The sequence below is a fragment of the Putridiphycobacter roseus genome (genome assembly GCF_003234935.1).
Lineage (GTDB): Bacteria > Bacteroidota > Bacteroidia > Flavobacteriales_D > Crocinitomicaceae > Putridiphycobacter > Putridiphycobacter roseus.
The window spans coordinates 566,364-580,925 of sequence record NZ_QKSB01000001.1 but is presented as its reverse complement, the minus strand read 5'-3'; the positions used below and the strand labels follow the sequence as shown (position 1 = coordinate 580,925).

The 14,562-nt window shown below is 35.4% G+C and carries 14 protein-coding genes; 7 read left to right on the top strand and 7 right to left on the bottom strand.

Going from position 1 to position 14,562, the window contains the following annotated elements:
* Positions 1 to 26 precede the first annotated feature (26 nt).
* From DNU06_RS02465 to DNU06_RS02455, 3 genes are read left to right on the top strand one after another with little or no spacing between them, the layout of a single operon-like run.
* Positions 27 to 899 (top strand): heme/hemin ABC transporter substrate-binding protein, encoded by an 873-nt coding sequence (locus DNU06_RS02465; RefSeq protein WP_111061613.1) that lies wholly within the window; start codon positions 27 to 29, stop codon positions 897 to 899.
* Positions 896 to 1,912, top strand: coding sequence for a FecCD family ABC transporter permease (locus DNU06_RS02460; protein ID WP_111061612.1), 1,017 nt, complete (start codon positions 896 to 898; stop codon positions 1,910 to 1,912). The genes DNU06_RS02465 and DNU06_RS02460 overlap by 4 nt, the downstream gene beginning before the upstream one ends.
* A gap of 1 nt (position 1,913) precedes the next feature.
* Positions 1,914 to 2,687, top strand: coding sequence for a heme ABC transporter ATP-binding protein (locus DNU06_RS02455; protein WP_111061611.1), 774 nt, complete (start codon positions 1,914 to 1,916; stop codon positions 2,685 to 2,687).
* A 30-nt stretch (positions 2,688 to 2,717) separates the two neighbouring features.
* On the opposite strand, the gene DNU06_RS02450 is transcribed toward DNU06_RS02455, so the two are convergent.
* Positions 2,718 to 3,188: a rhodanese-like domain-containing protein gene (locus DNU06_RS02450; protein ID WP_111061610.1), complete on the bottom strand. Its 471-nt coding sequence runs from the start codon at positions 3,186 to 3,188 to the stop codon at positions 2,718 to 2,720.
* Between the two features lie 358 nt (positions 3,189 to 3,546).
* Here DNU06_RS02450 and DNU06_RS02445 point away from each other — a divergent pair, with 358 nt between their 5' ends.
* Positions 3,547 to 4,326, top strand: a complete 780-nt coding sequence (locus DNU06_RS02445) for a tryptophan-rich sensory protein (RefSeq protein WP_111061609.1) — start codon at positions 3,547 to 3,549, stop codon at positions 4,324 to 4,326.
* 7 nt (positions 4,327 to 4,333) lie between these two features.
* Here DNU06_RS02445 and DNU06_RS17730 read toward each other — a convergent pair whose 3' ends face one another.
* Positions 4,334 to 4,576, bottom strand: a complete 243-nt coding sequence (locus tag DNU06_RS17730; RefSeq protein ID WP_146239121.1) for a hypothetical protein — start codon at positions 4,574 to 4,576, stop codon at positions 4,334 to 4,336.
* Positions 4,577 to 4,891: 315 nt separating this feature from the next.
* On the bottom strand, positions 4,892 to 5,371 hold the full coding sequence (locus DNU06_RS02435; RefSeq protein WP_111061607.1) for a hypothetical protein: 480 nt from the start codon (positions 5,369 to 5,371) through the stop codon (positions 4,892 to 4,894).
* Positions 5,372 to 5,768: 397 nt separating this feature from the next.
* Between DNU06_RS02435 and DNU06_RS02430 the strand changes: the two genes are divergently transcribed.
* Both DNU06_RS02430 and DNU06_RS02425 read left to right on the top strand, forming a co-directional pair.
* Positions 5,769 to 6,569: a sulfite exporter TauE/SafE family protein gene (locus DNU06_RS02430; protein WP_111061606.1), complete on the top strand. Its 801-nt coding sequence runs from the start codon at positions 5,769 to 5,771 to the stop codon at positions 6,567 to 6,569.
* Positions 6,570 to 6,579: 10 nt separating this feature from the next.
* Positions 6,580 to 6,981, top strand: coding sequence for a rhodanese-like domain-containing protein (locus tag DNU06_RS02425; RefSeq protein WP_111061605.1), 402 nt, complete (start codon positions 6,580 to 6,582; stop codon positions 6,979 to 6,981).
* A gap of 8 nt (positions 6,982 to 6,989) precedes the next feature.
* Here DNU06_RS02425 and DNU06_RS02420 read toward each other — a convergent pair whose 3' ends face one another.
* Positions 6,990 to 7,583, bottom strand: a complete 594-nt coding sequence (locus DNU06_RS02420; RefSeq protein WP_111061604.1) for a class I SAM-dependent methyltransferase — start codon at positions 7,581 to 7,583, stop codon at positions 6,990 to 6,992.
* 134 nt (positions 7,584 to 7,717) lie between these two features.
* On the opposite strand from DNU06_RS02420, the gene DNU06_RS02415 reads away from it, so the two are divergent.
* The gene (locus tag DNU06_RS02415; RefSeq protein ID WP_111061603.1) at positions 7,718 to 9,256 is read left to right on the top strand and encodes a glycine--tRNA ligase; all 1,539 of its coding nucleotides are present in this window, start codon (positions 7,718 to 7,720) and stop codon (positions 9,254 to 9,256) included.
* Positions 9,257 to 9,260: 4 nt separating this feature from the next.
* On the opposite strand, the gene DNU06_RS02410 is transcribed toward DNU06_RS02415, so the two are convergent.
* From DNU06_RS02410 to DNU06_RS02400, 3 genes are read right to left on the bottom strand one after another with little or no spacing between them, the layout of a single operon-like run.
* The gene (locus DNU06_RS02410) at positions 9,261 to 10,199 is read right to left on the bottom strand and encodes an energy transducer TonB (protein WP_111061602.1); all 939 of its coding nucleotides are present in this window, start codon (positions 10,197 to 10,199) and stop codon (positions 9,261 to 9,263) included.
* A 35-nt stretch (positions 10,200 to 10,234) separates the two neighbouring features.
* A complete protein-coding gene (locus DNU06_RS02405) occupies positions 10,235 to 12,160 on the bottom strand; it encodes a YgiQ family radical SAM protein (RefSeq protein WP_111061601.1) in 1,926 nt (641 codons plus the stop codon).
* Between the two features lie 43 nt (positions 12,161 to 12,203).
* The gene (locus tag DNU06_RS02400) at positions 12,204 to 14,537 is read right to left on the bottom strand and encodes a M14 family zinc carboxypeptidase (protein WP_111061600.1); all 2,334 of its coding nucleotides are present in this window, start codon (positions 14,535 to 14,537) and stop codon (positions 12,204 to 12,206) included.
* Positions 14,538 to 14,562: the final 25 nt, after the last annotated feature.

Genomic DNA, 14,562 nt, shown 5'->3' with positions numbered 1-14,562 from the left:
GTGTCCCGCTTTTTTATTCAATTATTATGAAAAAACTAATGATATTTTTGTTGACACTTGTCTTGATTTCAAGTTGCCAACGATTTAACAATGCAGATAAAAAAGCGAATCATGCGGAACGCATTGTCTTGATTTCAAAACAGTATACCGAAATTATTCATGCCTTAGGTGCTGAAAAGGATGTAGTAGCTGTTGACCTTTCTAGTATTTATCCCGAAAAGGTGAAAAAACTTCCTACAGTTGGCTATCACCGCGCATTGAGTATTGAAGGTTTATTAGCGGCTAAACCGACATTGATTATGCATGATGGCATCAATTCATTGGGACCAGATCATATTGTAAAACAAATCATGGATTTGGAAATTCCCATGAAAACATTTCATACCAAGGCCAAGGATGTGGCAAGTACTAAGGCTTTGATTCATGAAATCGCTAATTATTTTCACAAAGAGGCAGCTGCGGATTCCCTTTGTAAAATACTAGATAATCAGATAAATGAAGCACGTAAGAATGCGACGAAATTCACAGAAAAACCTAGGGTACTCGTCGTTCATTTTGGCAGGGCATCTAATGTTTATTTGGTCATGTCGAATGGTGGGGCAGTTGGAAAAATGATTGCCTGGGCAGGAGCAGAAATGGCGGTACCAGACACTTCAGGTATGCAACATTTGTCAGCCGAAATAATCTCGGAATACAATCCAGATGTAATCCTATTAACAGATTATGGCTACGACCGTTTAGGGTCTGATGAAAAGATTAAAGAACTCCCTGGTATATCAAGTACTGCGGCTGCTTTAAATAATCGAATTTATCGGGTAAATGAATGTGATATGGTGTATTTGGGACCGCGTTCTGGTGCCATAACACTTGCTTTACAAAAGCTAATACATCAAAGATGATTCGGAAAAATCAATTCCTTATTTTACTCATCTTCACGGTGCTTATTTTTTTAATAAGTATCCGTTTTGGTGCAGTTCAAATGTCAACCGAGCAAGTACTGTCGGGAATAACAAAATGGGTTACAGGCGATACGAATTTAACTTTATACGACCGTATTTTAATTGATATTCGATTGCCTAGGGCCATTCTGACTTTATTTGTTGGCGCAAGTCTAGCAGTAGGTGGCGTACTGATGCAAGGTTTATTCATCAATCCAATTATAGAACCAGGTCTCATTGGAACTTCAAGTGGTGCAGCTTTTGGTGCATCACTTTATTTTGTGTTGGGTGCAAGTTTTTCCATTCATTTTGGTGAGTGGACCTTGCCAATTATTGCTTGTTTGGGTGCTGTCTTATCTACCTTTTTGGTCTTTATTTTATCGGAAACCAACCGAAAAGGAAACAGCACCACTCATTTATTACTGACTGGTATCGCCATTAATAGTTTGTTTTTAAGTGGAATTGGATTTCTGTCTTACCTCGCCCGTGATCCACAAGCGAGATCTATTACTTTTTGGAGTCTTGGATCGCTTTCTGGTGCCAATTGGCATGCTGTAATTTTGGTTGGCTTTAGTACATTGTTGTGCATCCTATTCGCCTTGCGTTATGCCAAGCAATTGAATGCGTTAATGTTGGGGACTACAGAAGCTTTTCATTTGGGGGTAAACGTCAAGAATCTGAAGATTAAAATATTTTTAATCAATGTGGTTTTAGTTTCAGTAGCTACTGCATTTGTAGGGATTATTGGTTTTGTCGGCTTAATTGTTCCGCATTTTGTCAGGATTTTAAAAGGAAGTGATCACCGTACTTTATTGATTGGTAGTGCAGTGTTAGGTGGCTTTTTGTTAAGTGTTGCTGATGTATTGGCGCGTTTGTTATTGGCGCCTGCCGAATTGCCAATCGGAATTGTTACCACTGTAGTAGGCGCGCCCGTTTTTGTCTATTTGTTAAGAAAAAATCAATATAATTTTTAATATGCTAAAAGTAGAAAACCTGACGTATAAAGTCAAAGATAAAATACTGATAGATGGAATAACAATGCATTTTAATGTAGGCGAAATTGCCATTGTATTGGGTGCAAATGGAGCAGGGAAAAGTACATTGCTGGGTTTGTTGTCCGGACAGTTAAAACCCAATTCAGGAAAATTGTCCTTAGTTGATAAATTAATGAAGGACTTTTCACAGATTGAGTTAGCACAAAAAAGGGCAGTGCTTTCGCAGCATAACGTTCTTGGTTTTCCCATGAAAGTTTCCGAAGTGGTTTTAATGGGACGCTACCCTTATTTTGAATCTACAGCGAGTAAAAAGGACTTGGGCATATGCAGAGAAGCCATGTCGCTTTTTGGAGTCGAAAAATTTGCGGACAGGAATATGCTTTCACTGAGTGGGGGAGAGCAACAAAGGGTTCATTTTGCTCGGGTGATTGCACAAGTGATGGATGCAAGCGAAACGCAGCAAAAAATACTATTGCTCGACGAGCCATTGACTTTTTTAGACATCAAATTTCAGCTTGAATTTATGGAGATTATTCAAACGTTCTGTAAAACCAAAAATGTAATGGTGGTTGGGGTATTACACGATTTAAACATTGCCTTAAAATATGCTGACCGTCTTTTTATGCTTAAAAATGGCCAATTAATCGCTCAAGGAAAGCCAGCAAATATTATAACTCCTAAACTCATTGAAATGACCTTTGGTATCCAACCGAATATTCAAGAGTTGAATGGGAAAATACAATTGTATTTTTAAATGAATGAAAAATTCGGTTTATAATCGGAATTACTTGTGTTTATTCCATGGCAGCATGGCAATTCCCATTCGCATGTAACATTTATCAATAATAGATGTGATGATAAGTCCGGTGGATAGTATGATTGGAATAAATATTAAAAATGAAATGCCGAAGTAAAATCCAATTAAAAAAATGGCCAATAATAAACCCAACAACATTCTAAACTGTCGGTCGACTGACCAACTGTTGTTTTTGATTTTATGACTGACGTTGTCCATGTGTTTGTCAAGTAAGATTACCTGCTTAAAATCGTTTTCTGTTAATTTTTTTTCAATGGCACTAGCCCTTTTACCAGTTTGACAAATCAAACAAATGACATTTGAACGGTATGGTTCAAATTGGTTAACCTCGAATTGAGTTGAAGGAATGTTAATCGCACCATGTAGGTGATTTTCTCTGTACTCCTTCGGTTCTCTTACATCAATAATTATCGCCGTACGCTTATTTTTATTGTCCATTTGGTAATTTTAAATACTTGATAATGTAGTGTATGCATTCAAGTTTATTACTGTAAATATAAAAATGAATTAATCATTTTGAATGAATTTCACCCATGAATTTTATGTGGATTCAACATGAGGCCGTGTAACTTACAGATAGACAGTAGTTAATACTGTGTTTGCGTCGTGTCTTATTTGAAATGAAAAAGATACTTTTTATTTCGTTCGTGTGAATCGGAAATCTTGAATTTTCATTTTGGGTCTGCTACAATGTTTCGGGTATTTCAATGGTCGTATTTTTGTTAATGCAGTTGAGGGACTTGGCCAATGGAAATTACTTTCCAAATAGTTTTGTACATTGTATAAAAAATATACTATGAAACGCTTTTATGCCTTGTTGAATTTATTGGTTGCTGTAGCAGTTGTTCTTTGGAATTATTTATCCAATACAGGAAAAATTAATGGGAAGACAATAGGTGATGTCAGTGATGATTTAGATAATTTATTTACACCTGCTGGCTATGCATTTGCCATTTGGGGTGTTATATTTATAGGTCTAATAGCCAATGGAATTTATCAAGTGAAGGTTGCTTTTGGTGATGATAAAGAAAAAGCGCAAAATGTACTCACAGGGCCTTGGCTAATTATTGCAAATATTGCTAATGGCGCTTGGGTTTGGTTTTGGCTGAATGAATATACGGGGATTTCTATTGTATTTATGGTCATTATATTGCTTTCATTGATTAAAATAACCATTCAATTAAGGTTAGAGACTTTTGATGCACCTAAAGAAATTATTATATTCAGTTGGTGGCCAAATACCATTTATTTAGGATGGATTTCTGTAGCGTTAATTGCAAATATTGCCGCGTATTTAGCTAAGATTGGTTGGGCAGACACCGTCAATGATGTCACTTATACTGTTGTTATGATCATAGTGGCAACTTTGGTTAATGTATTTGTATTGTACACCAGAAATATGCGAGAATTTTGTGTTGTCGGGATATGGTCCTTTGTCGCTATAGCTGTCGCCAGTTTTGAAAATCAAAGTGTAATTTTTATTACCGCTTTGGCTTGCGCATTTTTATTATTGCTTTTAACGACCATCCATGCTGCTAAAAACTATAAAACTAACCCGTTTTATAAAAGGAGTTAAGTAGATTTTAACCTTGACAATGCGCGTAGGTCGTTAACATTACCTTAGCAACTACAAAGAGTAATAATAGTCCAGAAAGGGAATAAATAACCCTAGAAATGACTTGGTTGTTCATGGCTTTTCGAAAGCGGTAATTCATCCAAATAATTAATGTGCCATTAAAAATAGCGCCGTAAAACAAGGGATTAATCATGCCGCTTCTGTAGGTCCTGTTACCCATCAACCAACCCGAACTGACTAATTCAAGCATTGGAAAAAGGTAAATTTGATAGGCGACAAAGCCCAAATTGAATAATAGTACTGTCAATATTGTAATGGTAAGAAACTTGGGTGTTTTAAAGCATTCACTGTAGCTATACAGACAAACCATTAATCCACCAAAAATGATTTCGCCTATCAAAATATTTTTAAAAAAAGGTAATTTTACAGATTTGCATTGGGAGATATAACCTTCGGGGTGAGACAGGAAATAGAGTCCCAATTGAATAATTAGAAATAAAAAAAAGCATAAACCAAGGGTTACTAATAATGATAAAGTGAAGAGGATTATTTTTTTTCGCATCTATTATTTTAGGATAAACCAGCCGTGACTGCCAGCTACTGCTCCAGCAGTGGTAATGAGACTAAGTAATAATAAAATCCAATGTGCTCGGTGAATTATTTTAAAAGTCTTTGCGGGATTTTCTTGGACATATTTTTTAAATAATTTGTGCAAAATCAAAGGCTCCAAAACATATAATACCAAAGTGAAAATTATCCAAACCAAGGTCATGGCATGTACCCACCAAAAACGATAGTCAAAATAGCGGTCCCAAGCATTGAGTTCGTAAAGCATGTAAAATCCCGATAAGCCGGTAAGTAATGTAGTGACTTTCGCTTGTAGGGCAAAGCGGCCTTCAATTTGCTCAAAGGTCTTCATTTGTTCTTCTTTTGATTTCAGCTGTTTTACTGCAGGAATAATTACGGTGGTTACCATAGCAACACCACCTATCCATAAAATAACAGCGAGTACATGAATGACACGGGCAAGGGTGAAATACGCCATAGTGAATTTTATTTTAAATGTAAGCTATGTTATCTGCTCCAATTAGTTTAATGGATTCAAATATAAATAATAAGAACCATAAAAAATGAATAAATAAGCATGAACTTTACCCTTTCTTAAAAGGATAAAAGAAATTAAAAAATCACCAATAGGAAGAGCTCTTGAATTGAATAAAAAGTAAAATAAGAGGGGGGCTGGCTATGGGTAATAGATGGAATATTAATGTCAAATATTACTACTCAGTATCTAAACTTATTTTTTAGGAGAAATTGCAAGTTCAGAACAAGCAGGTTTATTTTGGGCTAGCGCACACGTAATTTTGAAACAATTTCTTTTATGTAATAAAAATTACTTTGACTTTGATAAAGAATAGCTTAATTTGTAATAATATAAATACATGGAAATAACAACACTTATAGGATATTTCGGCGCACTACTCATTGGTTTAGTATTGGGATTGATAGGTGGTGGTGGGTCTATTCTTACTATTCCAATTTTGGTATATGTTTTTAGTATCTCACCAGTGCTGGCAACGGCTTATTCTTTATTTGTAGTCGGATCGGCTTCTTTAGTTGGTGCACTGAGAAATGCACAAAAAGGATTAGTTGATTTTAAAACGGGACTGGTGTTTGCGATTCCAGCTTTGACTACTGTTTTTTTAATTCGAAAATTTTTAATCCCTATTATTCCTCAAAATCTTTTTACAATTGGTGATTTCACCTTGACAAAAGACGTGGGGATTATGGTGTTTTTTGCCATTGTGATGCTTTTGGCCTCTTATTCCATGATTAAAAAACGAACGGAACCTGTAGTCGAGACTGAATTTGAAGAGGAATTTAGTTACTTACTAATTGTTTTACAAGGAATTGGAGTGGGTGTTTTGACTGGTATTGTAGGTGCAGGGGGAGGGTTTTTAATTATTCCTGCCTTAGTTGTTTTAGCAAAAGTACCCATGAAAAAAGCAGTGGCTACTTCTTTAATGATTATTGCAATTAATTCGCTACTAGGTTTTTTAGGAGATGTTGGTAATACTCCTATAGATTGGCCTTTTTTACTAGTATTTACTGGTATTGCTATTTTTGGAATATTTATCGGCATTTATTTAAACAAATTTATTGAAGGACCTAAACTAAAAAAAGCATTCGGTTGGTTCGTTCTAATCATGGGTATTTATATTATTTTAAAAGAATTACTTTAAATCAAAAATTATGAAACAACTTATTGTATTTTCCTTATTTTCAATTGCAAGTTTTACCGCTTGTACACAAACGGAAACTAAAAATGTAGAAGGAACAGAAGAGGTGATTTCTCAAACGGAAATAAAAAGAGTCTCGAAAGCAGAATTTAATACTTTTAAGGATAAGCATCCCGAAGCATTACTTTTAGATGTGCGCACACCAAACGAGTTTAAAAATGGTACTATTGGCAACGCCGTTAATATTAATTTTTTTGATGCTGATTTTCAAGAAAGAATTAACCAACTCGATAAAACGAAACCGGTTTTATTATTTTGCCAAAGTGGTGGTAGAAGCGGTAAGGCATTAAAGGTTTTAAAACAAAATGGCTTCCAAACAGTGTTGGAATTGCAGGGTGGATATGGACAGTATTAAGCTGATGCTTATTTGCGTAACACTATAGTGCTCATACACCTCAAATCTGCTACATTTACTGTCTTTAAAGGGTCAATGAATTGCAATTGATGTTTTTTCATTACTTTTTCAAGCATTGGTGCTGTCAATAAATAGCGAGTCGATCCATCTGGTAAAATCGCTACACCTTGTTCGTTTTGATGGAAGTCATTTGCCGTAGCAAAATTACTTGTCATTCTAATGAATAATATTCCATTCACATGCATTAATTCTACCAATTTGTTAAACATGAATTCAAAGTGTTCATGCGAATCGGCAAAGTGTAATACTGCATTGCAAATTACGTAATCGAATTGTTGTGTAGCCTGATAATTTTCAATATTTGAAACCTTGAGTCTTTGTGAAACAGCCGGAAAATTAAATTGTAAATATTTGATAATTTCCGCTTGTGGATCAAATCCATTGATGTCAAATCCCAATTGATGCAGGGCGACTAAATTTCTTCCCGTGCCACAACCAGCATCCAAAACAGATAGCTCGCTATTGAGGGTTCCCCGCAATAATTGGTCAATTAAATAAATGTCGACATTTTTTAAAGAGGCAATTGATTGTGTGGACTTCATAATTTTTGGAATGATCTGCTAAATTATAATTAATTCAAGAATAAAAATAACTTGTTGATGTATTCCTTAAAACTCTATGGATTAATGGTGCTCAATTAAATTGAAAACTATAAATTTGCAGTAAAATTACAAACATGGCAGCTCAAGAAGATAGGTTAAAAGACATTATAGGACACGCAAAAGAATACGGATTCGTTTTTCCAAGTAGTGAAATTTATGATGGTTTAAGTGCGACGTACGACTACGGTCAATTAGGTGCTGAACTTAAAAATAACATCAAAACTTATTGGTGGAAGTCCATGGTGCAAATGCACGAAAATATTGTAGGTCTTGACGCTGCTATCTTTATGCACCCTGATACATGGAAAGCTTCAGGCCACGTTGATGCTTTTAACGATCCTTTGATTGATAATAAAGATTCTAAAAAAAGATATAGAGCAGATGTCTTGATTGAAGACCATATTGAAAAAATTCGTCAAAAAATTAATAAAGACGTTGCAAAAGGTTTAAAAAGATTTGGGGACGATTTTAATGAAGCAGAATTTAGAGCGACCAACCCTAATGTATTAAGAAGGGAAACTGAGATTAAAGGGATTGAAGATAGAATGCGTGATGGTTTGGTGAATGAAGATTTAGCTGCCATCAAACAATTAATCGTTGATTTAGAAATAGCATGTGTTGTGTCTGGTTCCAAAAACTGGACAGATGTCAAACAATTTAATTTGATGTTTTCTACAGAATTAGGTTCTGTTTCTGGTGAATCGGCAAAAATTTACTTAAGACCAGAAACGGCACAAGGTATTTTTGTCAACTTCTTAAATGTACAAAAGTCTGGTGGTATGAAAATTCCTTTTGGAATTGCCCAAATAGGGAAGGCTTTTAGAAACGAAATTGTGGCCCGTCAGTTTATTTTTAGAATGCGAGAATTTGAACAAATGGAAATGCAATTTTTTGTACGACCAGGAGAAGAAATGAAATGGTATGAGCACTGGAAAGCCTATAGAATGAATTGGCACAAAGCTTTAGGTTTTGAAGACAACGCTTATCGTTTTCACGACCATATAAAATTGGCACATTATGCTAATGCAGCTGCCGATATTGAATTTGATTACCCTATGGGATTTAAAGAACTAGAGGGAATTCATTCTAGAACCGATTTTGATTTAAAACAACACGAAACGCACTCTGGAAAAAAATTGAGATATTTTGATCCAGAAATTAATGAGTCTTATATTCCTTACGTAGTGGAAACTTCGGTTGGTTTGGATAGAATGTTTTTATCTGTACTGACACAAGCCTTGAAAACAGAAAAGTTAGCAGATGGTTCTGAAAGAGTGCTAATGGCGCTTCCTGCTGCTTTGGCACCTTACAAAGTAGCAATTTTGCCATTGACTAAAAAGGATGGTTTACCTGAGGTAGCGAGAGAGATTATGGCTGAATTACAGCTGGATTTCAATTGTCAATACAACGAAAAAGATACGATTGGGAAACGTTATAGAAAAGCGGATGCAATTGGTACCCCATTTTGCGTTACAGTTGATCACCAAACATTAGAAGATAAAACGGTAACTATTAGAGATAGAGATACCATGCAACAAGACCGTGTTGCGATAACGGAATTGTTTCAAATCATTGATGCAAAGGTAAACATGAGACATCTATTGAAGAAGTAAACGATTATAGCTTAAACTGAATGGGTAGTGTCATTTTCATTGGTGTAGATTGCCCATTTTTTTGAGCAGGTTTCCACTTTGGAAAAGACTGTACCAAACGAATGCTTTCTTTCGACAGGAATTCTGAAGGGGATTTAACGACTTGTACATTTGTAACCTCTCCTATTTCTGTAATGACAAAGGAAATATATACTATTCCATTTTGTCCGAATGCTTTTTCAGGATAAAATAGATTTTTGTTTATATAGGAGTTTAGTGCATCATTGCCATTAATAAATTGTGCAGGTTCAAATATGTCGGTGGAGTCTACTGGATAGGCATTTCTGGAATCCATATCCATTTTTACAGCTAATTTTGCGCACTTAGACTCGCATGTATAGGAAGGATTTACAAAATAGTTTGCCTTGCATATTTTATCGGCTAACAAAAATAGTGCAAGTTTATCCATCATATTATTTGCTTGTGTATAAGCGTATAAGTTTTTAACGGTGCAGCCAATTTTATGTGGCTTGTATGTGTTGTACCCCCAATAATTTAACTCGTGTAAGGTAAAATAGGCTTTGGTAACTATATTTATGGAGTCCCAAAGATTGTATTGCTGCACGAGATCATATAGTTTATTTTCTAGGGCCTCTGAATTGTTTTTAGCAACAATTCCTAAATAATAGAATTTTTTATACGACTTTAAATCCTCTTTTTCAAAAGACTTTTCTTTGGTCTTTATTTTGTGTTCTGCATAAATTGCAAAATCTTTAATACTTGTAACTTTTTTGTAATTAGATTTGCTATAGGCGAAAAAATCATCTTTACTAGCCATGAAATCAACTTCATTGGCTATAAATAAAGAGTCAAGATATTTTTCTAAACTTGTTTCAAATGCATTTTGTGCAGTTGAAGCAAAACTAGATAAGAATATTAACCATGTTAACAGTGGTTTTTTCATTATGCTTTAACATTATAAAAGTATTATTTGGGATTTTATCTTTTTTTACGGGGTTTATTCTTATTTGTTTCACTCCTTTTGTTTTTCAACCAATTTGGCACTTGTTTTTCCATGTTGTTTGCTCCCGGACCAAGCAGTTTTTCAAGCAGTTCAGGCTGTTTAGCTTGATTTAATTTATCTTTAATCCACTGTTTGTTTTCCGGTTTGTACCAAAAGAAAAATCGGTGTTGGTCCGCTTTATCTTTTGCAGATTTAGGTACGTAGGTAGGTTTTAAAGTGTATGGATGTACTCCAGCATAATAAATAACCGTTGCAACGGTCATTGGGGTAGGGGTAAAATCATTTACTTGCTCTAATTTAAAACCCATGTCTTTGGTCTCTGCAGCTAAATTAGCCATGTCGGTTTCTTCACATCCAGGATGAGAAGAAATAAAATAAGGAATTAAAGGTTGTTTTAATTGGTGTTTAGCTTGAATTTGATCGTACTTCTCTTTAAACTTATGAAAGTGTTTGAAAGAGGGTTTACGCATTACTCTTAGTGTAGCATCAGCAGTATGCTCTGGTGCCACTTTTAATCGTCCGGAAACATGTCTGGTAATAACTTGCTCCATGTATATATCCGCATTTTCTGTATTCAAATTTTTATTGTATTCTTTTACCAATAAATCGTATCGAATACCGGAGCCTACAAAAGCTTTTTTTACTTTTGGATGTGCATCTACCTTTTTATAGATGTTAGTCAATGGTTGATGGTCTGTATCCAAATTACTACATACTACTGGGTGAATGCAGGATGGACTTGAACATTTGTCACAAATGGACTGTACAATCCCTTTCATGCGGTACATGTTAGCAGATGGACCACCTAAATCAGAAATATAACCTTTAAATTCTGGGTGATTGGTTACCTGTTCTACCTCCTTCATGATGGATCCTTCACTTCTGCTGGCGATAAACTTTCCTTGGTGCGCAGATATCGTACAAAAACTACAACCGCCAAAACAACCACGGTGCATATTAATCGAAAATTTAATCATATCGTAGGCTGGAATAGCACCACGCTTATGGTATTTAGGATGAGGCATTCGGGTATATGGGTAATCAAAAGACTTGTCCATTTCCTTTTCGGTCATGGTTTGATAAGGCGGATTAATAACCAGTGTTTTACCGTTGGTGTCTTGTAAAATCCTTTTTGCATTTAACTTGTTAGACTCTACTTCAACTACCTTAAAATTTGCCGCATACTTTAATTTATCTTGTAAACAAAGTGAATGACTACTCAACTCTATGTCTTCCCAATTTTTGTTTTTTGGTAATTCTTCGTTTTCTGGTATCAACCATGCGGTTTGTGGAATGGTTTTCAATGATTCAAATGGTACACCTTTTTTTAATAGAGAAATAATATCCCTTAAAGGCTGTTCCCCCATACCATATACTAATACATCTGCGCCACTTGTTTCTAAAATGGTAGGCATTAACTTGTCCGACCAATAATCGTAGTGTGTGACTCTTCTTAAGGAAGCTTCAATCCCACCAATAACTACAGGGACATCTGGATATATTTCTTTTAATATTTTTGTGTAAGTAATTGCTGCGTAATCTGGTCTAAAACCTGCTTCACCTCCGGGTGTGTATGAATCAGTTGATCTTTTTCTTTTGGATGCCGTGTAATGGTTAACCATAGAGTCCATACAACCTGCAGTGACACCAAAAAAGTATTTTGGTTTCCCAAATTTTTTAAAATCTCTTAAGTCATCTTGCCAGTTTGGCTGTGGTATTATCCCTACTCTAAAGCCTTCGCTTTCAATAATTCTTCCAATTACAGCAGGACCAAAAGAAGGGTGGTCTACATAGGCATCACCGGAAACTAATACCACATCTAACTCGTCCCAACCATGTTGTTCAAGTTCTTTTTTGGTAATGGGTAACCAGTCGGTAATAGGTCTACGATTCTGAATCATGGGGCAAAGGTACAACTAAATTTACCAAATACTCAAAAAGCAATTATTTAGAAATAACCAGTTTTTTAGAAGTTGGATGTTCGTAACAAGGAAGTAATTTCACAATATATATACCATTGCTTAAATTCGAAATGTCTACCCTACCGTTTTTAATGACTGGTGTTGCAACAAATTCGCCCGTGATGGTGTAAATATTTATTTCGGTTAATCCCTTTGGGTCATTCACCATAAAATAATCGTTAGCTGGGTTTGGATAAATTTCAAAACTATTTTGCATGACCTCGGATTCAAGAGCGAGTACAGAGCCATTGGTGTATATATTAAAATCATCAAAGGCAAAACCATCCTCTGTTATAAAACCATCTGAAATTAAACGGAATTTAAATTTTAGATTGGACATTCCTAAATATGCATCTAAGTTTATTTCTTCTAACACCCAATCGGATTGAATGCCGTCGTAAAGTGGTTGGTCCATGTCTTGGTCTGCCTCTCCCATATTAGTGTATTCACCACATAATGCTGTCCATGTATTGCCTTGGTCGGTAGAAACCATGAATTGTGCATAATCATAGTTGTTTTCAACTTCCCAACGCGCATAATATTGTATGTAGGCATAGGTAGATTGATTTAGGTTTATGGTCGCATTTAAGGTTAAGTTATTATTGTCATTATTACTGTAATCTGTATTTGGACTATCGGTAATAGATGTGTTTGGACTAACAAAATAGGCGTTGGTTGTTCCCCAATTTCCGGTCCAATTCAGTAAGTTATTACCGGCATCCACATACTGTAAATTTCCTGTCCCATAGGTTTTAATAATGGTGTCTATTTGGGTCCATCCACCAAAATCTGTAGATAAGGTGTAAATGATTTCATCTCCGAAATTTAATGAGCCGCTCAATGTATAACTAATTGAGTCTTGTATGGCATCTAACAAGTTAATGTTGTGTGTTTGTCCATTACCCATGCTCAATATGTTTTGGATTGGTTGCATAGTAATGCTTACAGGACCATTCGTAAGGCCCAGTCTTTGGTAACTATAATGAAAATAACCTATAGATAAATCAATTTTTGAGTGGTCCAACTCTTTAGTCTCTCCATAAACGTGTGGTAAATGTGCCAATGTTTTAAAATTCCAAACATTTTCTTGACAAAGGGGTAGAATCCTATTTTGTGCCGGCCAAAAACCATCATTGTCATTTCCAATTTCGGGTGTTAAGGCGTAAATTTTGGGTTTATTGACCAGATCGCCATCATACATCCAATCATCTGAATCACCTGCAGCAGCATATAGTCCCGAACTTTTTATTGCATTGTAATTATTAAAGGCAACCTGATGTGAAGAGAAAGCTTGGAAATAATTATTGTCGTTAGCCACGGCATTTGTTGCATAGCCAAAAGGAAAAAGTAATAAATTACCATAGGAGTGTGCATTGGAAGCAAATTCAAAATTGTGTTGTTGACAGAAGTATTTTATCGCTTGTGTCTCTGGTTCAGAAAAAGGGGCTGTTCCAGCATAAGTGTCACCATTTACATTGTTACTGGTGCCCGAAGTATTCCAAAAATAATCGTAATTCCTATTTAAATCAACGCCAGGGTTAGTATTGCCAATATTTCTTTTGTTTTTTCGGTGCATACCACCGCCATTAGGGTCTGTGGTTTCATTTTGAATATAACCATCTGGGTTGACCATGGGTACAAAATATAATTCAGATTCGTCCAGTAAAAAAGTTATTTCGGGACTAGTGCCATAATTTTCTAATAAGTACCACATGTAAAAAATGTTAGCAGATAAGCTTATAGGCTCTCTGGCATGGTGGAGGGAAGTGTAAAGGATTTCTTTCTCGTTTTCATTACTATTTGGATTATCTGAAATCCTTACCCAATATAATGGTCTTCCTTCGTGCGTTAAAAAGGTATCAATTGGTGTACGAACTGAAATTAGATTTGGGTATAGTGCAACCATGGAATCTAATTCTTCTAAGTATTCTTGGTAGGAATAAAACCCAGCATAATCACCTAAATGAAAATTTGCTGGCGTATTCGGTACATAGCCTGTAGAGGTAACAGATGGACAAGTAGCTCTATCGCCTTCGTTTTGGTTTTGACTTCTTTCCTTGTAAAATGCTTTTACATCTTCAATTAAGATTTCATATTGGAAATGATGTTGGTTTAGTAAGGCAATTTGTTCCGTGGATAAATCCGCGATAAACCAAATGTCTTTTTTTATGGTGCCATGATCAATAGGTATACCTATTTGATCCAAAGTAGCCATGTTCTCTGTGTTGGTAAAGATTTTAACCTTAGCGTAATTACCTTGACTATAGGTGAAATTTGGAGCACAAATTAGCCATAACCATAAGAAAGCATATTTCATAGCGTGTTATTTTAGCCTAAAATAG